We start from the raw sequence: 25,177 nt of genomic DNA, 5'->3' as shown, positions 1-25,177 counted from the left end.
TCCACTCAGACGGCCGGTTCGTGCGCAATGACCGGCGCTTTGGCGTAATCGCGCCCAATCAACAGATACACCGCTGGCAGCAGATACAGGGTAAAAGCCGTACCGATGGTCATCCCGGCCGCAATCACCACCCCCATGGAAAAACGGGACACCGCCCCCGGCCCGGTTGCCAACAGCAATGGCACCATCGCCAACACCAAAGCCGCCGTGGTCATCAGTACCGGACGCAGGCGCACCGACGCCGCCATTTCGATCGCCTCGCGCTTGGTGTGCCCCTCCTGCTGCAGCTTGTTGGCAAACTCAACGATCAATATACCGTGCTTGGAAATCACCCCGATCAGCGTCAACAAACCAATTTGCGTGTAGATGTTCAGCGTCGTGCCCGGCACCTGAAAAATCCCCAGCACATTCAGCACCAGCAGTGCGCCACTGATCGACATGGGCACCGTCATTAACATAATGAACGGATCCCGAAAGGACTCAAACTGCGCCGACAGCACCAGATAAATAACCACCAGGGCAAAAAAGAAGGTCGCCACCAGCGCCGAGCCTTCGGTTTTAAACTGCCGGGCTTCACCGGCATAATCCACCGTATAGCCCTTGGGCAAAATTTCGCCGGCCGCCTCTTCCAGTATCGCCAGGGCTTCACCCAGGGCAATGCCCGGTCGCTGCATGGCACCGATGGTGACACTGTTGAGCTGCTGAAAACGGCTCAACACCTGCGGCTGCACCGAATCCTTGAGCGTCACCACCGTGGACAGGGGCACCAGTTCTCCCGACTGGGTGCGAGTGTAATAGGACTGCAGCTGCTCCGGCGTCAGCCGATCAGAGCGCATCACCTGGGGAATCACTTTGTAGGAACGGTTCTCCAGTGAAAAACGGTTCACATAGCCCCCCGACAACATGGCCGACAGGTCCGCGGACAATTGAGACATATCGATACCCAGCTGTGAAGCCTTGTCCCGATCGATCATGATTTCCGTTCTGGGCTTGTCAATTTTCACATCGGTATTGAGGAAAATGAATTTCTTACTCGCCTTGGCCTTGGCCAACACCTGATCGGCAAACTCTTTCACCACGGCTGCCGGCGCGGTAGAGAGTATGACGAATTCAATCGGCATGCCGGTACCGCCGGTGGGCAGCGCCGCGGGAATGATCGCCGCCACCTTCAAGCCGGCGACCTGCTCAAACCTCGGTGTTACCAGGTCCTTCATCACTTCCGCCAGGGTCTCTTCGCGCTCACTCCAGGGGGCTAAAATCAACCCGCCAAAGGCGCCATTATTGGAACCCGGTGCGGTCAAACTGATGCCGTTAAATTGAAAATCCCCGGCAATGGCATCACTGGCCTGGTTGATCGCCCAAGCCTCACTGGAAAAGCGCTCCACATATTCCAGCGTCACGCCAGGATCCGCTTCGGCCAGGTAAAACGCAAACCCGGTATCCTCGGCGGGTGCCAGCTCGGACGGTGACATCACAAACAGGAAGTAACAGGACAGCAACACAATCACCCCGAACAGGGTCAAACCCACACGCTCATCCAGTACGGTGTGCAGATCCCGTTGATAACGGTGTTGCAGCTTTTCAAATTGACGATCAAGCCATTGCTCCAGGCCCTTATTGTCGCCATCTTTAGTGTCCTCGCCTTTATGCGAGCGCAACATCTTGGCACACATCATGGGCGACAGCGTCAACGCCACCACACCGGAAATCAGCACGGCGCCGGCGAGGGTAAAGGCAAACTCCACAAACAGCACGCCGGTGATGCCGCTCAAAAAACCAATCGGCAGATAGACCGCCACCAGTGTGGTGGTCATGGCCACCACCGGCCAGGCCAGCTCGCGAGCGCCCTTGATCGCGGCCTGGTGTGGATTCATGCCCTCTTCAATGTGGCGGTGAATGTTTTCCAGCACAATAATGGCATCATCAACCACAATACCAATCGCCAACACCATGGCCAGCAGGGTGAGCAAATTCAGCGAGAAGCCAAACAGCAACATCAAAAACAGCGCGCCAACCAGCGATAACGGCACCGCAATGGCCGGAATCAGCACCGAGCGCAGGGACCCCAGAAACAGAAAGATCACCACGATGACAATGACGATCGCCTCGGCAATGGTCTGCTTCACTTCGCCAATGGCATCGCGAATGTAGATCGAGCTGTCGTAGCTGAAATTGGCGTTTAACCCTTCCGGCAACTGGGGCACCACGTCGTTGTCCCACACGTCGCGCAACCGGTCCAGCGCCTCAATGGCGTTCGCATCCGGGGTCAGGTAGATCGCAAAAAAGGTTGCCGCCTGGCCGTTAAAGCGGGCAGAGCTGTTGTAGCTCTCAGCTCCCAGTTCTACGTCGGCCACATCTTCCAGACGAATGATCGAGCCTCGTTCCGCCCGCACAATCAAATTTTTAAACTGCTCAATATCCCGCAGGTCGGTATCGGCTTTAAGGTCAATGGAGGTCATCGAGCCTTTCGTGGCCCCCACCGCCGACAGCACATTGTTGGTTCTCAGGGCGGCATTGATGTCCGAGGCCGTCAGATCAAACGCGCGCATGCGCTCGGGCTTCAACCAGGCCCGCACGGCAAAGGTGCGGCCACCGTTGATATCGGCACGCTGAATACCGGCGACCGTGGCCAGCCGCGGCTCCACTTCGCGGATCAGATAATCGGTAATTTGATTGGTGCTCAAACTGTCACTGTAAAACGACAGATAAGCGTGGGCAGCAGGATCACCCACACGCAGATCAATCACCGAGTTTTCCGCCGACGCCGGCAATTCACCGCGCAGCTTATTGACCTTGGCAATGACCTTGGTGAGGACCTTGTCGGGGTCCGCATCCAGCTTCACCTGAGCGCTGACCGTCGACAAACCCGCCACGCTGGACGAGGTCATGTATTCAATGCCGTCCACGGTCGCCACCTGGCGCTCCACCGGGGTGGTGATAAAGCCCTGCACCAGATCGGCATCCGCGCCGACGTAAGCCGTGCTGATATTCACCACGGCGTTTTGCAGTTCGGGGTATTGCCGGACATTCAACTCGGTACCGGCCCGCAACCCCATCAGCAGGATGACCAAACTTACCACCGTGGCCAGCACCGGCTTGCTAATAAAGAGATCCGTAAATTTCACTGCTGTTACCTCAACCGTTTTCCGGTACCGGTGCTGCCTCAGCTTCAGGCTGAACGCTGTTATTAATCGTCACCATATCACCACTGCTTAATTTCAGCAGACCACTGGTCACTACCCGCTCACCCAGAACCACACCCTCATCAATCGCCACCAGGCTGCCGCGCGCTTCGCCGGTTGTCACAAATCGTTGTTTGACCTGAAACAGCGGCTTGCCGTCCTCACCCTGTTCATCGCTGGGCGTGAGTATGTAGACGGAATTGCCATACGGCTTGTAACTGATGGCCGTGCGAGGCACGATCAGAACATTGCGCTCCTCACCCACATTCAGCGCAATCCGGGCAAACATCCCCGGGCGCAAACGCTGCTGCGGATTCTTAAACGTCGCCTGCAATTTAAAGTTGCGGGTGTCCGCGTCAATCACCGGCTCAATCGCCGTCACCACCCCGGTAAAAGCTTCCTTACCCAGCGCATCCAGATGAGCAGTTACGATCATGCCTTCGTGCACATCGCCATAACGCTGTTCCGGCAGAGTAAAGTCCACAAAGATCGGATCCAGTGCCTGCAAGCCAATCATTGGATCACCGGCACTGACAAATTCCCCCACATTCACCTGACGAATCCCCAAGCGCCCGGAGTAAGGGGCACGCAGCACTTTTTGTTCGATCCGGGCCCGTTGAGCCACCACTCGAGCCTCGGCCTGCTCCAACTGGCTCTGACGCTGATCGTATTCCGACTGGGACACACTCTTGCGCTGCAACAGCTCCTTAATTCGGTTGCGCTCCAGCTCCGCCAGTCGCGTTGCCGCCTGCAAGGTCTTCAGCTCAGCCAAATCGGTAGCGCTGTCCAGCGTCATCACCACATCGCCCGCCTTGACCTCACTGCCGTTGTCAAAATGAATGGTTTCCACAATGCCACTGACCTGAGTCGCCAGTTCGGCACCTTGTACCGCCACCAGAGTCCCCACCGCCTTCACTTCGCTGATCCAGTGATCTGACGACACCTGTGTCGCCGATATCGCCACCGCCGGTGTGGGCATGTCGTCAAAAAACTCATTCATCATGCGATTGATGTAGGCCTTTGCCCCCAGCACACCACCAAACACCACCACCGCTGCCGCCAGCAGCACCATCATCCTTTTACTCATGTCATTACTTCCAGCATCATTAGTCAGAGTCTTTTAAGGCAACCACCGGACAGGCGGTCTTCGGAAAATCAACAAACACTTCGTCCATAATCTGCAACAGCACGGCATTTTGCTGCGCCACATCATCCAGAGCCACCTCGGGCCGCCACTGCTGGCCATTCAGCCAGGCATTAGCGCTTGCCATTAATAATTGAAAAGGGCGAGGTACGGAATGGGCCTCCAACAAACCGGCGGCACTCACCAGCGAGTGCATGCCTTCACACATGGCCCACAAACCGGCGGAAAGTTCACGCGCCGACAGGCCATACAGTCGGACATCCCCGCTCTGCACCGCATCTTTGACAATATTTTCAACCGCGGCACCCAAAGGCTGTGAAGCTTCCAGCGCCGCTTCGCGACGGGGACCCGAAGCCGCCATCCAGATGGTGTGGGTTGAGACGTACTGCGCCAGGCGAAAATATTCAGGCGCCTTTTGGGCAATCAACACATCGGCCAGCAAAATGGCCAGCATCCGGTGGCGACTGGGGGCCTGCCATTGCGAGGCTCGCTGATAGAGCTCCAGGCGTTCCCCCACACTGCGCGTAGCCAGAGCCACTAGCAGATCTTCTTTGGAGGAAAAGTGCTGGTACAGCGTGCCGACCGAATACTCACAGGCACTGGCCAAGCGCGCCATTTGCAGATTCAAGACCCCATCGGCCTGGATCATTGCCCAGGCCTGATCCAGAAAAGACTGCTCCCGCTCCGCCAACTGCCGCTTTTTTCGTTCGCGAACACTCACTCACACTGCTCCAATCTCTCGAACATCTATTAACGAAGAGACAATTATGAATGAGATTCAAAAAACATCAAACGTTCATTTTTTGACTAAGACTCAAATAACAACGCATTTCAGCCACCTCAACCACCCAACGGCAATTCGGTCTTCTTAACCACCTCCCGCAGTACAAAGCTGGAATGCACGCCGGTGACGCCTTCGAGCTTGGTCAGCTGCCCCAATAAAAACTGCTCATAGTGTTCCATATCCCTGACCACCACCTTCAACAGAAAATCCGCCGACTGGCCTGTGACAATCAGGCACTCCAGCACTTCGGGCATCTGCCCGACTGCCTGCTCAAACGCCTCAAAGCGATCCGGGGTATGCCGGTCCATGGAGATGCCCACCATGGCCGTCAATTTCAGCCCCAGGGCCTTGGGGTTGAGCAGGGTCACATGGCGATCAATCAGCCCACTCTCCTCCAGCCGCTTGACCCGCCGCGAGCAGGGCGTGGGCGACAACCCCACCTTATCCGCCAGCTCCAGGTTGCTGATGCGCCCATTGCGCTGCATTTCCTGCAGAATTCGCCTATCAATTCGGTCCAGACTAACGACTTCTGTCACCCGACAACCCCTTAAAAGTTAATATCACTCAGAATAGACCAAATATTAGAGAATAGATGCATGAGGACGCAAAATAAAGAGCAACTTTGCAGACATTCCCTACGCGCACCGCCGTATAGTAACCATCATCAAAGAGCTTCAACGCGCGGGGCGAGTCACCCACAAGGCAGACTCGCAGCCACTGGCCGAATCGCGGCCAGGTAACAGGGTCCACCAGACCCGAGTCCTCTGCGGACCATCAAGGGCGCCACCAGCGCCTATCACCCGCCCGCTCTTGATTTCAACACTGCATCGAATTCAACCCCAACACGCTCGAATTCGGCCCCCAACACTTCCGCTCAGAGTCAAGGATATGAAACCCTTCAACGCCAACTTCAATCACCAGAAGTACCGCCCATTTGCACCGGTTCAGAAAGCCGATCGCCGCTGGCCCGGTAACATCATCGAAACCGCTCCGCACTGGTGCAGTGTCGACCTGCGTGATGGTAACCAGGCGCTGATGGAACCCATGACCCCCAGCCAAAAGCTGGAGATGTTCAAGCTGTTAGTGGATGTGGGCTTTAAGGAAATTGAAGTGGGCTTCCCCGCCGCCTCGCAAACTGATTTCGATTTTGTCCGCCAGTTGATCGAGGAAGATCTGATTCCGGACGACGTCACCATTCAGGTGCTCACCCAGGCGCGCGAACACCTGATTGCGCGCAGCTTTGACGCGTTAAAAGGCGCACGCCGTGCCATCATGCACCTGTACAACTCCACCTCGGTGGTGCAGCGCGAGCAGGTCTTTAAACTGAGCCGCGAAGAGATTAAAGCCATTGCGGTACAGGGTGCCGAGTGGGTCAAAACCTATGCCGCCCAGCAACCGGAAACCCAGTGGCAGTTTCAGTACTCGCCCGAGAGCTTCACCGGCACCGAAATCGACTATGCCGTAGAAGTCTGCGATGCCGTGACGGACATCTGGCAGCCGACGCCGGAGCACAAGGTGATCATCAACCTGCCGGCCACGGTGGAAGTCTCCACCCCCAATGTGTACGCCGACCAGATTGAAACCGTGTGCGACACCATCGCCCGCCGCGATGCCCTGATCATCAGCCTGCACACCCACAACGACCGCGGCTGCGGTGTCGCTGCTGCCGAGCTGGGCTTGCTGGCTGGCGCCGATCGCCTGGAAGGCACCTTGCTGGGCAACGGTGAGCGCACCGGCAATATGGACATCGTCACCGCGGCCATGAACCTCTACAGCCAGGGCATTGACCCCGAACTGGACTTGTCCAACATGGACCGCATCATCAGCACCGTCGAGCGCTGCACCCAATTGGCCGTGCATCCACGTCACGCCTACGCCGGCGAGCTGGTGTTTGCCGCCTTCTCGGGCAGCCACCAGGACGCCATCAACAAGTGCATGGCCATTGACGCCGCCCAGCGCGCCGAGGACCCCGAAAGTCACTGGCAAGTGGCTTACCTGCCCATCAATCCCCGCGATCTGGGCCGCAGCTACCAGCAGGTGATTCGCATCAACAGCCAGTCGGGTAAAGGCGGCGTGGCCTACGTGATGGAACAGGATTACGGCGTGCAGATGCCGCGCTGGTTGCAGGTGGATTTCAGTGGTTACATTCAAAAGCGCGCCGAAGACAGCGAAACCGAAGTCTCGTCTGCGGATATTTTCGACACCTTCACCAGCACCTACCTGGTGAACCAGAGTCGCATCGACAGCTATTCGCTGAACCGCTCCAAAGACGCCGATCAACTCAGCGCGACGGTCGCCACCGACGGCGGCGAGCTGGACATTGCGGGGGCCGGCAAAGGTGTGCTGGACGCCTTTGTCAGTGCGCTGTCCGCCAACACCGGTTGCGACATGGTGCTGATTGACTACAGTGAGCACACCCTGGGGCACGACGAGCAGGCCGAAGCCATGACCTACGTCCAACTCAGCGTCGACGGCCAGCGCTTCTGCGCGGCGGGCAAGAGTGAAGACATTGTCGGCGCCTCACTGCAAGCCGTGCTGAATGCGGTGAGCCGCAGCGGCGCAACGCTGCAGCACGAAACAACCAAAGAGAGCGAGGCCGCCGAAGCTTAAGCCTGCGCGGTACCGGCCTGTCAGGCTCAATCCATAACCCATGCAAAAAAGCGCGGCCTGACTGGTCGCGCTTTTTTGCATGGCTGACCTGTTGAACGGCACAGTGTTGTACACCGCACGGTCGGCGCACTGACGCCAACGGTCAAACCGGTCACGCTCACACTTCTTTTGGTTAAAAACCCTTCGCCACAAACGACGTGGATCAACCTCCAGTAACGCCGCCCCTCGCGTTGTCTCGGGCGCGATCCAGCGTCACACGCCCCGGCCATCGCCATAGAGCCGCAAGTGCAAGCGATCACCGTACTTGAAGCCGTACTGCAGGCATTTTTTCGCAACCTCAATCTCATTCCCTCGCAGCTCATTGGCGTCCAGAGCCCTGGGCATCAAATACACCCGCTCGGCCTCAATGCGGTAACGGTCAATCAAGGACAGCACCTCGTCCATATCCTGGTCCGTTTCAACCACAAATTTAAAATAGGACTTCGGTGAACGGGCAAACCATTGCATGGCATCGTCTTTGATTCTCAGCGGCTCGGGCACTTGGGAATTGACCAGTTTGGGCGAGCACACATAGGTCGTCACATAACCGTCAAAGGCCTCTGTGGGCACAATGGTGGCGTTGGTTTCAATGTCGACCTGGTAATCGGCCACGGCGGTCAAGGCTTCCAGAAAAGTCGCCAACGGCCCCATCTGCGCCAGCGGCTCCCCGCCCGTGAGCACCAGGTTCTTGCAGCCAAACCCCTCAACTGTGTTAACCAAAGCCTCTTTGGCCACCCGTGAACGCTCTTCACTTTTGACGTATTTGCGGTCCAGTTCATGCGCGTAAGGGGTGGCCTGCCAATTCCAGGTATAGGGGGTGTCGCACCAGTAGCAGTAGAGGTTGCAACCAGAGGTGCGGATAAACGTGCTGGGGCGGCCGGTGTGCGGTCCCTCGCCCTGAATGGAATAAAAGACTTCGGGAGCCTTCTCATCGTTATTGGAAAGCGTGATGACATTGATATCTTTCGCCATTGACCCATACACCAGACTGATTCATTGCCCCTCTGCCCCGGCGAATAACGACTGAGCCGCCACGCCAGAGTACACCGAAGAGATTCCACACCATGCATATGGCGCCAGCCCCCATTGTAAGGCGAACCCGGACGGCTTAACACTGTTTGCAGCATTTTCGAAGCTCAGAGCCACTCAATCGCTGCAGAGGTTTTCCTGCCAGCCCCGGCAGGAATTGTGTGCATTATCAGCCCCCGGAGGGGGTACCCCCAAATCCACGTGCCAATGCAGTGCCGATACCGAAAGACCGCAAAAAAAGAGCAACAGCCACCGGATTTTCCCCGGAAGCCATCACACGCACTTACCGGTATTTAGACGACAAGTTATTACCAAATGCACGTATTGGCGTGCATTTGGTAACACTTTTTAGCGGATGGTGACACTCTAAATGGGTTTTTAACGGCTTGCTTGACTCTCCACAGCGCCCTGTGTGATAAAGGCACCCGAGGGCGAAAAGCTCAGAGAGAGTGCCCTCCCCCAAAATTATAAAAGCATTAGCTAACAACCCAATAAAGTCATAATAGTTGAAGCTGAAATCATGAAAAAAACTTACATTCAAGCATCACTGGGTATCGCAGCTGTCGCCCTGTTGACCGGCTCCCTTGCTGTCGCACTCGTTCAAGCTGGCAGTTCGGCGGGGCCCTATAAAATGGCCAGCACCAACCTCACAGACCCATCCTCGATGAGTCACGCAGAGCGCGCCACTTACATTCACCAGCAGATGGCCGCCGCGAACATCAAATTTCCCTAAGCAGCTTTAAGCGCACCGTCGCTGCCGGGTTATAGAATTACAACGTTTGGAGCTGTCCTCCCGGCGGCATTCCTTCTGGCTACCGCGCGGGTAACACACTTTTCCAGATAATGCCCCCCCAGAACCACGCAAGTAGCTCCTCACTTACCATACCGATGAGCGAACCAATCCACGCCCTATGCTCCCGGCCCCATAAAGACCGCCCTACACGGCAGGCGCTGCGCCAGGGCTCAGGCCTTCAACCCGCAGGCGGCCCACGTTGTGTGCACCAGCCGGAATTAACGCGGCCAATAATTTACGTCCCGTCAATCCTCAAGCTGAATCAGGCCCACCCCCAGCTGTTGGCGTTCGGCGTCGGTCATGCCGGTTTTGTTCATGAACGGCATGTCCTGAGTGTGTACCGAGCGCGCCAGAATGCGCGGCGCCCATTGGCGAACCTGGCTCTCGGTATCCAGTATCACTCCGGCCGGCGCCACCGTAAACACATCATCCGTTGGCTCGGCGCTGTGGCAGCTGCCACAGCGATGGCTCACAATCGTGTGCATCTCTGACAGGGTCGGAATAGCTGAGGCCGCCTGGGATGATCTTAGCGACGGCGGCGTGATCAGAGCGGCCAGCACCAGGGTGGCCACGACGGAACCGACCAACAGCGCCGGCTTGACGATGCCTTTGTGGCGCAACACAAAAAACTGCCGCACACAGGCGGTGATCGCGGTGATCGCCAACAGGATTAACCAGTTGTATTCATGCCCATAGGTCATGGGGTAGTGATTGCTGATCATGATAAACAGCAGTGGCAGGGTCAGGTAGGTGTTGTGAGTGGAGCGCAGTTTGGCCTTGGCACCCCAGCTGGGATCCACCTCGCCGCCCTGCTCAATGGCACTCACCAACGCTCTCTGGGAAGGCATGATGACCGCGAACACGTTGCCCACCATCATGGTGCCAATCATGGCACCAATATGAATATAGGCCCCGCGCCCGCTGAACAAATGCGTCAGCGCGTAACTGCTGGCCACCAGCATGAGCAGCAGCAGCGAGCTGAGCAATGCCGTGTGATTCGCCACCCGACTGTTACAAAGGACATCGTAGATAAACCAGCCCAGCACAATAAACGCCAAACCAAGGCCAATGGCCGCCGGCGCGGACAGGTCGGCCACGCGCCGATCAATCAGGTAAGCATCGGCGCCTAAATAGTAGACCGCCGCCAGCAACAGCATGCCGCTGATCCAGGTGGTGTAGGCCTCCCACTTAAACCAGTGCAGCGTGTCGGGCATCTGTTCTGGCCCTTTCCGGTATTTGCCGACTTCATAAACCCCACCGCCGTGAATGGCCCACAACTCACCGCCAATCCCGCGCGCCTGCTGCCACTGAGGGGCCGTTTGTAAATGATTGTCCAGCCAGACAAAATAAAACGAGGCGCCGATCCAGGCAATGCCAGTAATCATGTGGGTCCAGCGCAGAACCAGCTGCAACCAATCGACAATATAGGCTTCCATCAAAAAATCTCTTAATCAACTTGAAGGGTTAATCGCGGTAATCACGGCAACGTTTTAACTTACGGCGTTTGGGGCACGGCGTTTGAATCACGGCGATGGCGCAACTGCCCGGCCGCGTAGGTTTCTTGCACCGCCCGATCGTCGCCCAGCATGGTGAACACGAACAGGGTTTCAAATAAATTCCGGCACTGCTGCAAACGAAACTCCATCAATGGCGTGCAGGCTTTGTCCAGCACGATAAAATCCGCCTCTTTGCCCGGCGTGAAATTGCCGATCAGGTCGTCCATATCCAGTGCGCGGGCACCGCCCAGCGTGGCCAGGTAAAAACTCTTGAACGGTGACAATTTATCGCCGCGCAGTTGCGCCACCTTGTAAGCTTCGTTAAGCGTTTGCAAAATCGAAAAGCTGGTGCCGGCACCCACGTCTGTGCCCACGCCCACCTCGATCCCCTCGGCCTCGGCACGGGTTAAATTAAACAGGCCGCTGCCGAGAAACAGATTCGACGTCGGGCAGAACGCAATCTTGCTACGGCTGTCACTCAGTGCTTGCCACTCACGGTCCTGCAGGTGAATGCAGTGGGCGAAGACGCTGCGTTTACCCAGCAGGCTGGCCTGATCATAGGTGTCCAGATAATGCTCGGACTCGGGAAACAGCTCACTCACCCAGACCACTTCATTGGCGTTCTCGGACAAATGGGTGTGCATGTAAACATCGGGAAACTCGCGCAACAAGTCACCGGCTTTTTGCAACTGTTGCGGGCTTGAGGTCGGCGCAAACCGCGGCGTGACCGCGTAGCGCTGACGGCCGCAATTGTGCCATTTTTCGATCAGCTCACGACTGTCACGATAGGCACTGTCAGGAGTATCGGTGAGAGCGTCCGGGGCGTTGCGATCCATCATCACCTTGCCGCAGATCATGCGCAGATTGCGCTCAGCACTGGCTTCGAAAAACGCGTCGACCGACTGTTTGTGCACAGTACCGAACACCAGCGCGGTGGTGGTCCCCGCGCGCAGCAATTCATCCAGAAAACGCTCCGCCACACCGCGGGCATAGTCTTTATCGGCAAACTTTTGCTCGGTGGGAAAGGTGTAGGTATCCAGCCATTCCAGCAACTGTTCGCCATAGGCGGCAATCATTTCGGTTTGCGGATAGTGGATGTGCGTATCGACAAACCCGGGCGTCAGCAAGCCTTGGGGATAATGCGTAATGGCCGTGTCCCGGGGCAAGGTCGGCAGCAGTTCGCTGGCGTGACCCACCGCCTGGATCTTGCCGTCTGCCACCAGCAGCAAGCCGTCTTCAAAATACTCATAGGACGAGTCCAGCTGCCGGGCCGGATCGTCCAGAAAATGCAAAATCGCGGCCCGATAAACGGAGAGAGTCATGGCGTTATTCCCGCTTCAATATAAATGTTAAGTTCAGGGTCAATGGTCACTTCATCACAGTTGTGACCGGGACCACCGCGATCCACCACCAGGAAGTCGCACGTACGTTGCAGACACAAACAGTAATGGTGCCAGGTACCCTTGTGATAATTGACGCCCTGGTGAGGCAGGGCAAAAAACGCCTGCAACTGCAGGGGCTTCAGTTCACCGGCGCGCCCCACCACCACCACATAAGGATTGCCACTGAGCATGGTGAGCGACTGACTGCCCAGGGGATGACGCTCCATTTGTCGCACTCGAAACGGCAAGGTCACCGGTTGCGAACGAAAAATATTGATGATGGGGTAGCCGCCCGCATCACTGACATCCACTCGCGCCAGCTGATGGTGACGCTCGGTAAGCCCGGCGTTGATGGGGTAGTGCTGGTTGCGCTCACTCACCTCCAGCACATCGCCATAGGGGGCAAAGGCTGCTGCCGTGAGCGGTTGCAGTTTCAAGGTCACAGTGTGCATCAGCTGCCTCGATAGGTGGAGTAGCCAAACGGCGAGAGCAACAGTGGAACGTGATAGTGCTGGCCACTGTCGTCGAGACAAAACACGACGTCAACGTAGGGGTAAAACACCGCACACCCCTGGCGTTGAAAATACACTGCGGTGGCAAAATGCATACGGTAGGTTCCGGCCGGCAGCGGTCCCTCCGGGCAGAGCCCCGGCAGGCGACCATCGCTGTTGGTCGTGCCCGTACCCAGAGTGAACCAGTCGTCACCGCGGAGTTGTGCCAGCGTAATGTCGATACCTTCCGCAGGTGTGCCCAGGGACGTATCCAAAACGTGGGTGGTGATTTGACTCATAACAGTTTCTCCAGCCGCAGATGAAAAATTTTGCGCTGTTCTTCGGCGGCGTTGTTCAATTCCACCGCACGCTCATTGGGCAGACGCGCTTGCAACAGCTCCGACATTTGGGCAGCACTTTTGCCGGTGGCACAGACAATAAAAATAAACCCAAATTTGTCTTCGTACTCGCGGTTGCCTTGCGCCAGGGCCTGAATTACGTCATCGCTGGCAACCGCCACACTGGACTGCTCGCCCGCGGCCAGTGCTTTGGTGTTGCGATACTTTTCCTTGAGCGAATCGACATCACCAATTTTCGGGTGGCCGTCAAACGCCTGCAGAAAGTCATGTTCATTCAGATTGCGCCAGTGCACATCGGCGGCGGCGTGCAAGTCGGCAGCACTGTGATAGGGGCGCGACTCCACCATACGTTCTACCCAGCGCTCACTGCTGCAGCACTGCCTGAATTGTTGCCCGGCGTCCTCGTCAGACAGCTGGTTAAGTTGCTGTAAGGTCACGGCGTTATCCTCGTTCGGGGTCTGAGCTGGCGTTAACTTCAGAGCTATCGTTAACCTCCGAGCTACCGTTAACCTCCGAGCTGCCGTTCGAACCGGAAAGGATCGTGTTCGAGGCCGACCAGTTGGGTGTCCCCCAGACGCGCAAACGACTGATACCGCCATCGGGAAAAATGTTGACCTTCACGTGAGTAAATTCCGCCTCGGCCGGCACCTGTATCGGCTGAATGAACACATGCTCCTGGTCGGCATAGAGCTTTGTTTCCGCGATCACCTCGGTCCAGGCGATGTCGTCAGCCTCAATATCCTCGCGTGTGGAAGCGGTGGCCCACAGGGAAAAACGATCCGGGTAGTTGCCTTTAAAATGAGCGGTGTCCAATACCACTTTTCGTATGCTGCCAATGAGCCCCAGTTTGACGATCGCCCAGTCGTTATTGTCGTCGCGGCGGCGTTTCGTTTCCCAGCCGTCGCCCATGTTGATGCCGCGATTGGGCATCAACAAATTACTGGGCGAACTGTAAAAGCGATCGCTGCAGGCCAGTCCGCGACCGCCGTTGATGACACAGGCCAGATCCACCAGCTCACCCTCGACGTAGTTCGCCGGGTTCGCCCAGGGCTCCCCGTACACCCGCAACCGCGCCACGCCACCATCGGGAAAGATGTTCAAGCGCACGTGCGTCCACACCGGCTCGCTGTGCACATCAAACAGATGTTGTGCGTGCGGTTGAGTCGCGCTGTTCGGCAACAATTCGTGCCATACCGTTGTTGCGTCCACGTCACCGGCGACACAGGCAACGTCTACCGACACCGACTGCGGGGCGTTACCGCGAAAATGATTGGTGTCCACGTCCAGCCCGCGAATGACACCGGGGATGCCCAGTTTCAAAATGCACCAGTCGTGATCGAGGCCGCTGGGACGTTGACGGCCGTAACTGCGCCGCGATTCCCAGCCGTCCATCCACTGCCCGGTGTCGACAAAGTGGCCCGCTTTAAAAATACCCCGCCCGGGTTTCACCAGATTGCTGCAGGGCGCAAACCATTCGTCGCTGCAGGCCAGTGCCTTGCCACCCACGCGCTCGCTGAGCAGATCGATGTAGTGTGCGCTCAGGCGGTCGTCGTGGGGTTGTTGTTCGTTTTGCATAACGGTCTCGGTCAGTCTCGGTGTTCTTTATTTAAAGTCTTGCTCGTTTAAATCTTTGTTGGTTTAAACCTGTGTGCGTTTACACCTTGCCTCGTTAAAGGCGGTGTTCATTAAAAGCGTTCTGCATTACCGCGATTCGTCAAAAGCTTGGCCGGGAGCACGGCGGTGCAATATGGGCTGTCCCAGCGGTGCCCCCACCATGGCGCCCTCGGCGAACACTTGGTGTCCACGCACGTAGGTGCGCTCGACGCGACCTTGCACCGCCTTGCCCTCGTAAGGGGTGATTTTATTGCGGTACAAAATATCTTCGGCCCGCACGGTGTAGTGATGAGCATCGTCAAACACCACCAGGTCGGCGTCATACCCGGCCGCAATCCGCCCCTTACTCTGCCCAAGTCCGGCAAACTCTGCCGGTCGGCGCGCCATCCAGTCCACCACCTGGGGCAGGCTGTAGCCGCGCTGGTGAGCTTCGGTCCAGATCAGGGCCAGGCCAAACTGCAGCGACGAGATGCCGCCCCAGGCCTTCTCGATGTTGCCACTGTCGATGTGTTTTAACTCCGGCGTGCACGGTGAATGGTCAGAGACAATAAAATCAATGTGACCTTCGGCCAGCCCCTGCCACAGGCGCTGGCGATTTTCATCTTCGCGAATCGGCGGACAGCATTTGTACAGGGTTTTGCCGTCGGGAATGGTTTCGGCAAACAGCGTTAAGTAGTGGGGACAACTCTCGCTGGTGAGGCGCAAGCCCTGCGCTCGCGCCTGGACAATGGTCGGGATGGCATCGGCCGAAGACAGGTGCACCACGTGCAAGTGACCGTTCACGCCCCGGGATTTGGCCTCCTCAAGCAGCTCCACCATCATGGCAACGGCATTGTTTTCCCAGCTGCGAGGCCGCGACGCCAAAAAAGATTGATAGCTGTGGCCAATCCTGACCGGCTGTTGCGGCGGCTGCTCCAGTTCGGCGTGAATCAAGTAAGGTACTTCGTACTGCGCCAGCACCGGTATCACCCGGCGCATGTCAGCGGCCGTCACCTGGGGGAATTCGTCGATGCCCGAGTGGATGGTGAACGACTTGACGCCGAGCACCCCCGCCTCCAGTAAGGCCGGCAACTGATCAATGTGAGCGGGCACCACACCGCCCCAAAAGCCGGTATCGATCCACAGCTTGCCCTGCAAGCTGTCGAGTTTTGCCTGCAGCGCGGCGGCGGTGGTGGTGACCGGGCTGCAATTGAGCGGCATGTCCACCACCGTGGTGATCCCGCCCGCGGCGGCGGCGCTGGTGGCGGTGTTAAAGCCTTCCCATTCCGTGCGACCGGGCTCATTGACGTGCACGTGCGTATCCACCAGACCGGGCATCAACACCTGGCTGCCCAGCTCTTCGACGGGAACGTTTTGCAGCGCCACGGGAATCGCGTCCCCATCGGCAATGACCGCCACAATTTTTTCATCCTGCACGTACACCCGGGCCGCCAGCAGTTGCGTATCGACCACCACCCGCTGGCTGTGCAGGGCAAAGCTCGCAGAGCTGCCAGTATCAGGGCTGTCAATATCTGGGTTGCCAATATCAAGGTTGCTCATGAGGCTCTTCTCGAATGTCTGGGCTCGGGGATGCGTCACGGTTCAGCGCCGCCTGCACCTCTGGCCACGCCACACCGCGACGGGTTGGCCGCGGTTGTTTCGCTTGCTGTTGCTGATAGGTGTGAATGATCTCGGCGGCAATGCTGACCGCCACCTCCATGGGCAACTTGCCGCTCACGGCCGACAGCCCTACCGGGCAGTGAATGTGTTGATACTGCTGGGCGTCGATGCCGCGGTGATCAAAGCGCAGTTTGAAACGCTGCCATTTGGTCGCTGACCCAATCAGGCCGATGTAGCGGGCATCGTCGCGCTGCAGGATGGTCCGGCACAGGTCGTAATCCAGCTGATGGTTGTGCGTCATGACCAGGTAATAACTGTTGCCGGGCATGCGCGCCACCGCGTCCACCGCGTCGGTATCACACACCGCCGTCACGTTATCCGGCAAGGCCGCCATCTCAACGTCTTGCTGCAACAGCGACTCGCGTTCGTCCACCCACCACACCCGGCAGGGTAACTCCGCCAGCACCTTGATCAGGGCCCGGCCCACATGACCGGCCCCAAACAGCATCAGGTTCACCGGCCGCGGCACAAAACTTTCCAGCAGCACCGACGCCGAACCGCCACAACACTGACCCAGTTTGGCGCCCAGCGGAAAGTCTTCCAACTGCTGGCTGGCGCGGCCCTGACTGAGCAGCTCGCCGGCGCGGGCTATGACCAGATACTCCAGGTGGCCGCCACCGATACTGCCGATGCACTGCAGGTCACCCTGATCATCGGCGCTGACCACCATCTTGCTGCCCTGGTCACGGGGGGTGGAACCGCGGGCGCCGATGATGGTGACCAGCACATAGGCCCGCCCTGCAGCGTCCAGTTCGGCCACGGCCCGGGACCAGTGGCCACTCTTGAGAATAGGCGTGTTTGGCTTCATGAAGCACCTCGATTCTGCTGCTGCAGAGTGGTGATGGCCTTGATGGAGTTGATGGCGTTGAGCACGCGCTCCGGCGTGGCGGGCGTATCAAGCCGCGGGCTGAGCTGATAATCGGCCAGACTGGCGATCGCATCGCGCAGCGCCGACCACACCGAAATGCTCAGCATTAACGGTGGCTCGCCCACCGCTTTGGAATGAAAGATGGTCGCTTCGACATTGGGACTGTCGGCCAACAGCGCCACATTGAATTCGGCCGGCGTGTCGCCAATGGCCGGGATCTTGTAACTGGCCGGCGAGTTGGTTTGCAGGCGGCCATCGCCCCCCCACACCAGCTCTTCGGTGGTGAGCCAGCCCATGCCCTGAATGTAGGCCCCCTCGATCTGGCCAATGTCCAGCGCCGGGTTCAGTGACTGCCCCACATCCTGCAGAATGTCCACCCGGGTGACCCGATACTCACCGGTGAGCGTGTCCACCAACACTTCGGACACGGCGGCGCCATTGGCGTAGTAAAAAAACGGATGCCCCTGGGCCTGCTCGCGGTCGTAGTAAATTTTCGGGGTGCGGTAATAACCGGTCGCCGACAGGGAGATGCGATGCAGGTACGCCAGCTGCGCCAGCTCGCCAAAACTGAGCACTTGGTCCTCGGCGATGTAGACCCGATTGTTGTGGAAGCGCACCCGCTCGGACGTGGTCTGAAAATGTTCGGCGGCAAAGTCGGTCAACCGCTGCTTGATGGTTTCGGCGGCATTGCGGGCCGCCATGCCATTCAGGTCGGTGCCGGAAGACGCGGCCGTCGGCGAGGTGTTGGGCACCTTGTCGGTGCGGGTGGCGGTCGGCAGAATGCGCGCCATATCCACCTGCAACACCGTGGCGACAATCTGCGCGACCTTGGTAAACAAGCCCTGGCCCATTTCGGTCCCACCGTGATTGAGCTGGATACTGCCGTCGGTGTAGACATGAAGCAGCGCCCCGGCCTGGTTCAAATGCTGGGCGGTAAAGGAAATGCCAAACTTCACCGGTGTCAGGGCCAGCCCCTTGCGCAGGATCGGCTGCGAGCGGTTGAAGGCGGCGATATCCTGGCGGCGCTGGCGATAGTCGCTGGTCTGCTCCAGCTGTTCGATCAGCCCCGGCAAAATATGCCGCTCGATCGTCTGGCCATAGTGGGTGGTATCCCGACCGCCCTCGGGGCCGTAGAGGTTGTCCTTGCGCACATCCAGCGGGTCGCGCCCCACCGCACGCGCGATGTCGTCCATCACGCATTCAATGGCCACCATCCCCTGCGGCCCGCCAAAGCCGCGAAACGCGGTGTTGGAGACGGTATCGGTTTTGACCCGATGGCCGGTGATGGTGGCGGTCGGCAAAAAGTAGGCATTGTCGGCGTGAAACATGGCGCGGTCGACAATCGCATCCGACAGGTCCGGTGAATAGCCACAACCGGCACTCAAGGACATGTCGAGCCCCTGGATGAGCCCCTGGTCGTCAAAACCGACGTCGTAATCACTGACAAAATGATGTCGCTTGCCGGTGGCGGTCATATCGTCGGCCCGGGCCAGACGTACCTTGACCGCCCGCCCGGTCTTGCGCGCCAGCAGCGAGGCAATCACCGCCCACTGATTGGCGTTAGTCTCTTTGCCGCCAAAGCCGCCGCCCATCCGCCGCATGTCCACCGTCACCATACTGATGGGAATCGCCAACACCTCGGCGATCAGCTTTTGCACTTCGGTGGGGTTCTGGTTGGAGGTGTAGAGCGTAATGCCGCCTTCCTCGTCCGGACAGGCCAATGACACCTGGCCCTCCAGATACATCTGCTCCTGACCGCCGATGTGCATGCGATCACTAAGCCGGCGTGGCGCCCCGGCAATGGCCGCGGCGGCGTCACCGCGCCGTTGCGTGTGACTGGGCCGCACAAAGCTCTGTGCGGCCAGGCCCTGTTCGATGGTCAGATCGGCGGGCCAGGGCTCATAGTCCACCTGCGCCAGCCGCGCCGCTCGGCGCGCCAGGGTCTGGCTGGTCGCCGCCACCGCAAACAGCGGCTGGCCGTGGAACAGCACTTCGCCATCGGCAAACACCGGATCCCCCGGGAACACCGGACCGATATCGCGATGACCGGGAATGTCCTCCAGCGTCACCACGCTGACCACACCCTCGGCCGCCAGCACCCGACTCAGGTCCATGGACAGAATTTTGCCGCGCGCGATGCTGGCCAGCCCCACATAGGCGAACAGCGTGCCCGCAGGCACCGCCCGGTCGTCGGTAAACAGGGCTTCGCCGCTGACGTGGCGTTCAGCACTTTCGTGACGCACACTCTGTTGCACGCCGCCGCTGATCTGCTCCCGCTTGATCGGCTGCTGGTCGGTGCCGGTGGGGGTTGAGGTCTCAGGTAAGTTACGCATGTTGATTCACCCTCGACAGCAGCGTGGCGCTGGGGCTGTTGAGCTCCAGCTGCAACCGTTTCAGCAGGTTCTGGCTGACTTGCAGGCGATAGTCACTGCTGGCGCGAAAGTCACTGATCGGCGTGAAGTCCCGGGCCAGAGCGGCCATGGCCGCCGCGATGGCAACGTCGTCCAGCGGCTTGCCCAGCAGGGCCTGTTCACACTCAAGGGCGCGGCGGGGAATGGCATCCATCCCCCCAAAGGCCACGCGTACCCGGGTGACAATCTGCTGATCCAGGCTTAACAGGAAGGCGCCGCAGCTACTGGAAATATCGTCCTCAAAGCGCTTGCTGATTTTATACACCCGCAAGCTGTCGCCCGGCGCCGGCCGGGGTACCAGAATGGCTTCAATGAATTCCCCGGCCTGCAGCGCCGTGCGCTTGTAACCGAGGAAAAACTGCTCCAGCGGCAGCTCGCGCACCCGTTCAGCACCGCGCAGGCGCAGACTGGCACCGAGGGCCAGCAACAGCGGCGGCATGTCACCAATGGGGGAGGCATTGCCGATGTTGCCGCCGAGGGTGCCTTGATTGCGGATCTGACGCGAGCCGAGCCGCTCCAGCAGCTCGCGACACTCAGGGTAGAGCGCCGTCAGTGCCGGACCAAACTGGTTGTAGCTGGCCGCTGCACCAATGATCAGGTGAGTGTCGGTTTCGCTCACCCCGATCATTTCCCGCACGCGGCCGGTATAAATCAGGGTATCAATGCTGCACAGTTGCTGAGTCAGCTCCAGCGCCAGATCGGTGCCCCCGGCCACCAACCGCGCGGCGGGATAGTGCTGCAGCAGTTGCGCCAGCCGTGCGGACGTCGCCGGGGCCACATAGTGGTGACCGCCGCCACTGAGCTCTACGTCCTGGTCGCGATTCATGCTCTGCAAGACCTTAACCCACTCGGCTTCGCGCTCAGTGAAGGGATCCCGTTCCGCCTGCAGAGCCGGGTCAAACATCTGCACCGCCGCCTCGATGATGGGGCGGTAGCCGGTACAGCGGCACAAATTCCCCCCCAGAGACTCTTCGATGCGGTGTCTATCGGGTGCACTGATCTCATCCCGTCCCAACACAAACAGCGACATCACAAACCCCGGGGTACAGAAACCACACTGTGACCCGTGACAATCGACCATTGCCTGCTGCGCCGGATGCAACTGCTGCCCCTGCTTTAACTCCTCAACCGTCACCAGGTGTTTGCCGTGAACATTGCCCAACGGAGTAATGCAGGTATTAATGCTTTTGTAGTGAATCGTCTCACCGTCCAGCTCCCCAAGCGCAGCCGTACAGGCCCCACAGTCGCCGGAGGCACACCCCTCTTTGGAACCGGTGTGGTGCAGGCGATCCCTCAAGAAATCTAAAAGAGTGCAGTTGGGATCTTCATCAGTGATCCGCAGGGGTTCACCGTTTAACAGGAATTCAATCATAGGCTCTGTCTGTGTCAGGCGTTGCGCGGGCTCGGGCATGGCCATCCTCTTTTAAGCATAGGACGCGACACGCTCATCTCGCTTACATTCTGCATATTGTATGCCAAACTTGACACAAGTGTCAGGATATTAAAAGCCAATGGCGTGGCACGCTTCCTGCTTAAAACCTGACACAAGTGTCTAGTTTTTGAGTGGGAGCGATTCCCTGATGACAAGCTCTCAAGAGTAGAAGGGGATCGTGATGGAACAGACATCAACATCGGAGCTGATCTATCAGCTGGAGGACCGCCCGCCGGTGCTCAAAGCCATCTTTGCCGCCAGCCAACATCTGTTGGCATCGTTTGTCGGGATTGTCACCCCCTCACTGGTGATTGGCGGCGTCCTGGGGCTGGAAAACTACATCCCCTACCTGGTCAGCATGGCCCTGATCGCTTCCGGGATTGGCACCTTTATCCAGTCGTACCGGCCCTTTGGCATTGGCGCGGGCATGCTGTGCGTGCAAGGCACCAGTTTCTCATTTCTCGGGGCCATTCTGGGCGCGGGCTTTTTGGTCCGCAGCCAGGGGGGCAGCGATGAACAGGTGATCAGCCTGATTGTCTCACTGAGCCTGGTGGGCTCGCTGGTTCAAATGGGGCTCAGCCTGTTCATTCCTTATCTGACCCGGGTGATCACGCCCCTGGTGACGGGCATCGTCATCACCACCATCGGCCTCAGTCTCATTAAAGTGGGCATGACCGACCTGGCCGGCGGTTACCAATACCCCGACTTTGGCAACACTGAAAACCTGTTGCTGGGGCTCGGGGTTATTGCCGTCATTCTGGCCTTAAGCGTGTCCCGCAATCACTGGCTGCGCATGTCCTCGATCATTATTGGCTTGTTCGTCGGATCTCTGGCGGCCTGGCTCTGTGGCTACTGGGAGATGAATCTGCCCCGGATTGAAACCGCAGTGCATCTGCCGGTGCCCTTTCAATTCGGCTTCAGTTTTGATGGCGCCAGCTTTGTGGTGATGGCCTTGATTTATGTGATCAGCTCGATCGAGACCGCCGGCGACCTCACCGCCAATTGTGTGATCTCGCGGCAGGCGGTGAGCGGGCCCGGGTATTTACAACGGATTAAGAGCGGTGTGTTTGCCGACGGTGTAAACTCCCTGATCGCAGCGCTGTGCAATTCCTTTCCCAACACCACCTTCAGCCAAAACTCCGGGGTGATCCAGCTGACGGGAATTGCCAGTCGATATGTGGGGTGTTACGTCGCGGCGGGCCTGGTCCTGCTGGGATTACTGCCCGCCATCGGCAGCCTCCTGCAACAGGTGCCCAAGCCCGTGCTGGGCGGCGCCACCCTGGTGATGTTTGGGACGATCGCGGCAGCGGGCATCAAAATCATCAGCACTGAACAGCTCGACCGGCGCAAGATGATGATCATTGCCGTGGCCTTCGGATTCGGCTTTGGAACCGCACTGGTACCAGAGCTGTTGGCAAAAACACCGCAGATATTGCAGAATATTTTCAGTTCGCCGGTGGCGGCAGCCGGGCTAAGCGCCATTGTGTTGAGCTTGCTGCTGCCCGAGCCCCCCGCTGCAAACCAGCAGGCCGGTGAAGCCACGGCCGCAAAGCAACACGCAGCAGAGTCAAAGATGGAGACAGGAACACAATGATTGTCGAGGTAGCCTCTCACCACCCCCATAAAACCGACACCAAGAAACGTGCCGGTCGGGTGCGGAAGAAAAAAGAAAAGATTATTTTTGACGCGGCGGAACTTGAATTCGCCGAAAAAGGCTACGAAGGTGCGACCATGGACAGCATTGCCAAGCGGGCCGGGCTTGCTCGTCCCAACGTGCACTATTACTTCGACAACAAGCTCAAGCTTTACGCCGAAATTCTCTCCAGCATCCTGGAGCTTTGGGACACCGCGCTGAACGACATCCGCTGCGACGACCACCCCTACGAGGCGCTGCGAACCTACATCACCCAGAAAATCGAATTTTCCCGCAACCATCCCTTGTCTTCACGCATTTTCGCCCGTGAAATCATCTCCGGCGCGCCCCACCTGAAAGAGTACTACCAACAAGAATACCAACAGTGGTTCGGTCGTAAACTTGAAATCTTCGAGAGCTGGAGCCGTTCCGGCAAGATCGATGCGGTGGATCCCGCTCACCTGATGTTCCTGATCTGGAGCTCCACCCAGCACTACGCCGACTTTGAAGCCCAGGTTGCCGCGGCAATGGGCAAGGCCGAATTGGCCAATGAGGATTATCGCTCTGCGGCCGAAACCCTGACCGCAGTGATCACCAAGGGCATCGGCTGTTCACCCCAGGCAACCGCGGTCACCGAGTGAGCCGCCCGCATGCCCTGGGGCTGCTAACTTCCGGAAGAAGGCTCTGGTGAAGGTGGCTCTGACGAAGGCGGCGCGGGTGAAACGGATGCTGCGGAAGGCAGCGTGACCGAGTCCAGAATCGATTTTAAGCCGGGCTTATACTGGGCAATTTCCTCTTCCGAGAGCCCGACCATTTCGTAGGGAAACACCAGCCAGCAATCGGTTTCGTGCAGATAGAAGTCAGGCTTGCGCCCGGTGCGCACCCGGCCGGGTTTAAACCAGGGCGCGGCGATGCGGATCTGCTCCGGCATGTTGCGCTTGGTTTTCGCGGCCAGCTGATCAATCACCGCCTGAATACTGACCCCCGAACTGTAGGCATCGTCCACGATCAGCAGGCGATCATCCCGGTTCAGGTTTTCCAGCAGATATTTGAGGCCATGGACCTTGATGCCATCCTGACTGTCAATCATGCTCTGATAGCTCGGCAGCCCCTGGTAAGAGGTGCGAATGGCGATATGATCGGTTTTGATGCCCAGGTATTGCAGGCACTCCTGCACATAGATGCCCACCGTACTGCCCCCCCGCCAGATACCCACGACAACATTGGGCTGAAAATCACTCTGATAGATTTTTACCGCCAGGCGAAAGGCGTCCTGGATGAGTTCATGTTCGGTAATAAAGCGCTTTTTGGTGTCCGTCATAGCGTCGTGCCGCCCATCCGTTCTGATTAAAAATCCACAACCCCAACGACTGTGGGCTGTCTCTGTGTGAAGGATTCTCCTATAATTGACACAACTGTCAAAATATTTATTAAACCATGACCCATAAACTCTATCTGGACCCGCAAACCCTCCTCGAGGATTCCTTTCGCCTGGGAGCGGCCATACTCAACGACGGCTTCTACCCCGACTACATCATTGCGATCTGGCGGGGTGGCACCCCCATCGGGGTGGCGGTGCAGGAGTTTCTCGCTTACCACCAGGTCAAAGGCGATCACATCGCCATCCGCACCTCGTCTTACAGCGGAATTGATGGCCGCTCAAAACAGGTCCGGGTGCACGGCTTAAGCTATCTGGTGAAGAACATTCGCCACACGGACCGGCTGCTCATTGTCGATGATGTCTACGATACCGGACTCACCATTCAGGCCGTGATTGCCGAACTGCGTCAGCGCACCCGCCTGAATCAGCCGCAGGACATCCGCATCGCGGTGCCGTATTACAAGCCGACCCGCAACCAGACCGGTGTGGCCCCGGATTACTACATCCACGAGACCGACGCCTGGCTGAAGTACCCCCACTCGCTGGAGGGCCTGACCCACGACGAGGTTGCCCGCCATCGCCCGGAGTTATACCGCATCATTCAACCCTGTTTGCCCAACACCCCCAAATAACACACTCCCGCACAGCACACTAAAGGTGCACCAATAATCAGGTGCCTGATTAAAGTGCACCCATTCTTTGCTGCCTCCTCGCGGGCCCCTCCCACGGCCTTGACGCCGCACCCGGTTACGTTCAACCGAGGTCCTGGTGGCGGCTTTTGAGTTCCATACGCTGCAAAAACAGCTCCATAAGCGGCAAAATCCCTCAAACGCCAAAAACTGACGACCCTGTCAAGAAATGGCATATTTG

The 25,177-nt window shown here is 58.3% G+C and carries 21 protein-coding genes; 5 read left to right on the top strand and 16 right to left on the bottom strand.

Translation table 11 applies throughout. The annotated features are described in order from the left end of the window. Positions 1-5 precede the first annotated feature (5 nt). From G8770_RS11970 to G8770_RS11955, 4 genes are all read right to left on the bottom strand, one after another. Positions 6-3,125 carry an efflux RND transporter permease subunit gene (locus G8770_RS11970; protein WP_167186757.1) on the bottom strand — a complete coding sequence of 1,040 codons (3,120 nt, stop codon included), beginning with the start codon at positions 3,123-3,125 and terminating at the stop codon, positions 6-8. Between the two features lie 10 nt (positions 3,126-3,135). Further along, positions 3,136-4,269, bottom strand: a complete 1,134-nt coding sequence (locus G8770_RS11965) for an efflux RND transporter periplasmic adaptor subunit (protein ID WP_167186754.1) — start codon at positions 4,267-4,269, stop codon at positions 3,136-3,138. Between the two features lie 19 nt (positions 4,270-4,288). Continuing rightward, entirely contained in the window at positions 4,289-5,047 is a 759-nt protein-coding gene (locus G8770_RS11960) for a TetR family transcriptional regulator (protein WP_167186751.1), read from the bottom strand. Between the two features lie 119 nt (positions 5,048-5,166). Next, positions 5,167-5,646 (bottom strand): Lrp/AsnC ligand binding domain-containing protein, encoded by a 480-nt coding sequence (locus G8770_RS11955; protein WP_167186748.1) that lies wholly within the window; start codon positions 5,644-5,646, stop codon positions 5,167-5,169. A gap of 352 nt (positions 5,647-5,998) precedes the next feature. Here G8770_RS11955 and leuA point away from each other — a divergent pair, with 352 nt between their 5' ends. Continuing rightward, the gene (gene leuA / locus G8770_RS11950) at positions 5,999-7,720 is read left to right on the top strand and encodes a 2-isopropylmalate synthase (protein ID WP_167186745.1); all 1,722 of its coding nucleotides are present in this window, start codon (positions 5,999-6,001) and stop codon (positions 7,718-7,720) included. 252 nt (positions 7,721-7,972) lie between these two features. Here leuA and G8770_RS11945 read toward each other — a convergent pair whose 3' ends face one another. Then, on the bottom strand, positions 7,973-8,731 hold the full coding sequence (locus tag G8770_RS11945) for a 7-carboxy-7-deazaguanine synthase QueE (protein ID WP_167186742.1): 759 nt from the start codon (positions 8,729-8,731) through the stop codon (positions 7,973-7,975). A gap of 577 nt (positions 8,732-9,308) precedes the next feature. Here G8770_RS11945 and G8770_RS11940 point away from each other — a divergent pair. Continuing rightward, positions 9,309-9,521, top strand: a complete 213-nt coding sequence (locus G8770_RS11940; RefSeq protein ID WP_167186739.1) for a hypothetical protein — start codon at positions 9,309-9,311, stop codon at positions 9,519-9,521. Between the two features lie 305 nt (positions 9,522-9,826). Here the strand turns inward: G8770_RS11940 and G8770_RS11935 are convergent, their stop codons facing one another. The 10 genes from G8770_RS11935 to xdhA form a co-directional block, all read right to left on the bottom strand. Beyond that, a complete protein-coding gene (locus tag G8770_RS11935) occupies positions 9,827-11,017 on the bottom strand; it encodes a urate hydroxylase PuuD (protein WP_167186737.1) in 1,191 nt (396 codons plus the stop codon). Positions 11,018-11,076: 59 nt separating this feature from the next. Continuing rightward, a complete protein-coding gene (gene guaD, locus G8770_RS11930) occupies positions 11,077-12,399 on the bottom strand; it encodes a guanine deaminase (RefSeq protein ID WP_167186734.1) in 1,323 nt (440 codons plus the stop codon). Beyond that, positions 12,396-12,911 carry an ureidoglycolate lyase gene (locus tag G8770_RS11925; RefSeq protein WP_167186731.1) on the bottom strand — a complete coding sequence of 172 codons (516 nt, stop codon included), beginning with the start codon at positions 12,909-12,911 and terminating at the stop codon, positions 12,396-12,398. Before G8770_RS11925 ends, guaD begins: the two co-directional genes overlap by 4 nt. Next, on the bottom strand, positions 12,911-13,249 hold the full coding sequence (uraH, locus tag G8770_RS11920; protein WP_167186728.1) for a hydroxyisourate hydrolase: 339 nt from the start codon (positions 13,247-13,249) through the stop codon (positions 12,911-12,913). Before uraH ends, G8770_RS11925 begins: the two co-directional genes overlap by 1 nt. Continuing rightward, positions 13,246-13,746 (bottom strand): 2-oxo-4-hydroxy-4-carboxy-5-ureidoimidazoline decarboxylase, encoded by a 501-nt coding sequence (gene uraD, locus G8770_RS11915; protein WP_167186726.1) that lies wholly within the window; start codon positions 13,744-13,746, stop codon positions 13,246-13,248. The genes uraH and uraD overlap by 4 nt, the downstream gene beginning before the upstream one ends. Before the next feature lie 4 nt (positions 13,747-13,750). Beyond that, positions 13,751-14,884, bottom strand: a complete 1,134-nt coding sequence (gene alc / locus G8770_RS11910) for an allantoicase (protein WP_167186724.1) — start codon at positions 14,882-14,884, stop codon at positions 13,751-13,753. 126 nt (positions 14,885-15,010) lie between these two features. Beyond that, positions 15,011-16,462, bottom strand: coding sequence for an allantoinase AllB (allB, locus tag G8770_RS11905; RefSeq protein WP_167186721.1), 1,452 nt, complete (start codon positions 16,460-16,462; stop codon positions 15,011-15,013). After that, positions 16,449-17,390 (bottom strand): xanthine dehydrogenase accessory protein XdhC, encoded by a 942-nt coding sequence (gene xdhC / locus G8770_RS11900; protein WP_167186718.1) that lies wholly within the window; start codon positions 17,388-17,390, stop codon positions 16,449-16,451. The genes allB and xdhC overlap by 14 nt, the downstream gene beginning before the upstream one ends. Continuing rightward, positions 17,387-19,783 (bottom strand): xanthine dehydrogenase molybdopterin binding subunit, encoded by a 2,397-nt coding sequence (gene xdhB / locus G8770_RS11895; protein ID WP_167186715.1) that lies wholly within the window; start codon positions 19,781-19,783, stop codon positions 17,387-17,389. The genes xdhC and xdhB overlap by 4 nt, the downstream gene beginning before the upstream one ends. Further along, positions 19,776-21,272: a xanthine dehydrogenase small subunit gene (gene xdhA / locus G8770_RS11890; RefSeq protein ID WP_243760457.1), complete on the bottom strand. Its 1,497-nt coding sequence runs from the start codon at positions 21,270-21,272 to the stop codon at positions 19,776-19,778. Before xdhA ends, xdhB begins: the two co-directional genes overlap by 8 nt. A gap of 202 nt (positions 21,273-21,474) precedes the next feature. On the opposite strand from xdhA, the gene G8770_RS11885 reads away from it, so the two are divergent. Continuing rightward, on the top strand, positions 21,475-22,887 hold the full coding sequence (locus tag G8770_RS11885; RefSeq protein ID WP_167186712.1) for a uracil-xanthine permease family protein: 1,413 nt from the start codon (positions 21,475-21,477) through the stop codon (positions 22,885-22,887). Beyond that, on the top strand, positions 22,884-23,567 hold the full coding sequence (locus G8770_RS11880) for a TetR/AcrR family transcriptional regulator (RefSeq protein WP_167186708.1): 684 nt from the start codon (positions 22,884-22,886) through the stop codon (positions 23,565-23,567). The genes G8770_RS11885 and G8770_RS11880 overlap by 4 nt, the downstream gene beginning before the upstream one ends. Before the next feature lie 23 nt (positions 23,568-23,590). On the opposite strand, the gene G8770_RS11875 is transcribed toward G8770_RS11880, so the two are convergent. Next, entirely contained in the window at positions 23,591-24,247 is a 657-nt protein-coding gene (locus G8770_RS11875; protein ID WP_167186705.1) for a phosphoribosyltransferase, read from the bottom strand. A gap of 116 nt (positions 24,248-24,363) precedes the next feature. Between G8770_RS11875 and G8770_RS11870 the strand changes: the two genes are divergently transcribed. After that, on the top strand, positions 24,364-24,939 hold the full coding sequence (locus G8770_RS11870) for a phosphoribosyltransferase (protein ID WP_167186702.1): 576 nt from the start codon (positions 24,364-24,366) through the stop codon (positions 24,937-24,939). The last annotated feature ends 238 nt before the right edge of the window (positions 24,940-25,177 follow it).

The organism is Pseudomaricurvus hydrocarbonicus (assembly GCF_011602365.1).
In the GTDB taxonomy this organism is placed as follows: domain Bacteria; phylum Pseudomonadota; class Gammaproteobacteria; order Pseudomonadales; family Cellvibrionaceae; genus Pseudomaricurvus; species Pseudomaricurvus hydrocarbonicus.
This window is presented reverse-complemented; position numbering and strand designations above follow the sequence as displayed.

Coding starts and splice junctions, on each gene's coding strand:
- uraH (WP_167186728.1), bottom strand. CDS start 13,249: ATGAGTCAAATCACCACCCACGTTTTGGATACGTCCCTGGGCACACCT.
- G8770_RS11870 (WP_167186702.1), top strand. CDS start 24,364: ATGACCCATAAACTCTATCTGGACCCGCAAACCCTCCTCGAGGATTCC.
- alc (WP_167186724.1), bottom strand. CDS start 14,884: ATGCAAAACGAACAACAACCCCACGACGACCGCCTGAGCGCACACTAC.
- guaD (WP_167186734.1), bottom strand. CDS start 12,399: ATGACTCTCTCCGTTTATCGGGCCGCGATTTTGCATTTTCTGGACGAT.
- G8770_RS11935 (WP_167186737.1), bottom strand. CDS start 11,017: ATGGAAGCCTATATTGTCGATTGGTTGCAGCTGGTTCTGCGCTGGACC.
- xdhB (WP_167186715.1), bottom strand. CDS start 19,783: ATGCGTAACTTACCTGAGACCTCAACCCCCACCGGCACCGACCAGCAG.
- G8770_RS11925 (WP_167186731.1), bottom strand. CDS start 12,911: ATGCACACTGTGACCTTGAAACTGCAACCGCTCACGGCAGCAGCCTTT.
- G8770_RS11885 (WP_167186712.1), top strand. CDS start 21,475: ATGGAACAGACATCAACATCGGAGCTGATCTATCAGCTGGAGGACCGC.
- G8770_RS11940 (WP_167186739.1), top strand. CDS start 9,309: ATGAAAAAAACTTACATTCAAGCATCACTGGGTATCGCAGCTGTCGCC.
- allB (WP_167186721.1), bottom strand. CDS start 16,462: ATGAGCAACCTTGATATTGGCAACCCAGATATTGACAGCCCTGATACT.
- G8770_RS11880 (WP_167186708.1), top strand. CDS start 22,884: ATGATTGTCGAGGTAGCCTCTCACCACCCCCATAAAACCGACACCAAG.
- leuA (WP_167186745.1), top strand. CDS start 5,999: ATGAAACCCTTCAACGCCAACTTCAATCACCAGAAGTACCGCCCATTT.
- xdhC (WP_167186718.1), bottom strand. CDS start 17,390: ATGAAGCCAAACACGCCTATTCTCAAGAGTGGCCACTGGTCCCGGGCC.
- G8770_RS11945 (WP_167186742.1), bottom strand. CDS start 8,731: ATGGCGAAAGATATCAATGTCATCACGCTTTCCAATAACGATGAGAAG.
- xdhA (WP_243760457.1), bottom strand. CDS start 21,272: ATGCCCGAGCCCGCGCAACGCCTGACACAGACAGAGCCTATGATTGAA.
- G8770_RS11965 (WP_167186754.1), bottom strand. CDS start 4,269: ATGAGTAAAAGGATGATGGTGCTGCTGGCGGCAGCGGTGGTGGTGTTT.
- G8770_RS11875 (WP_167186705.1), bottom strand. CDS start 24,247: ATGACGGACACCAAAAAGCGCTTTATTACCGAACATGAACTCATCCAG.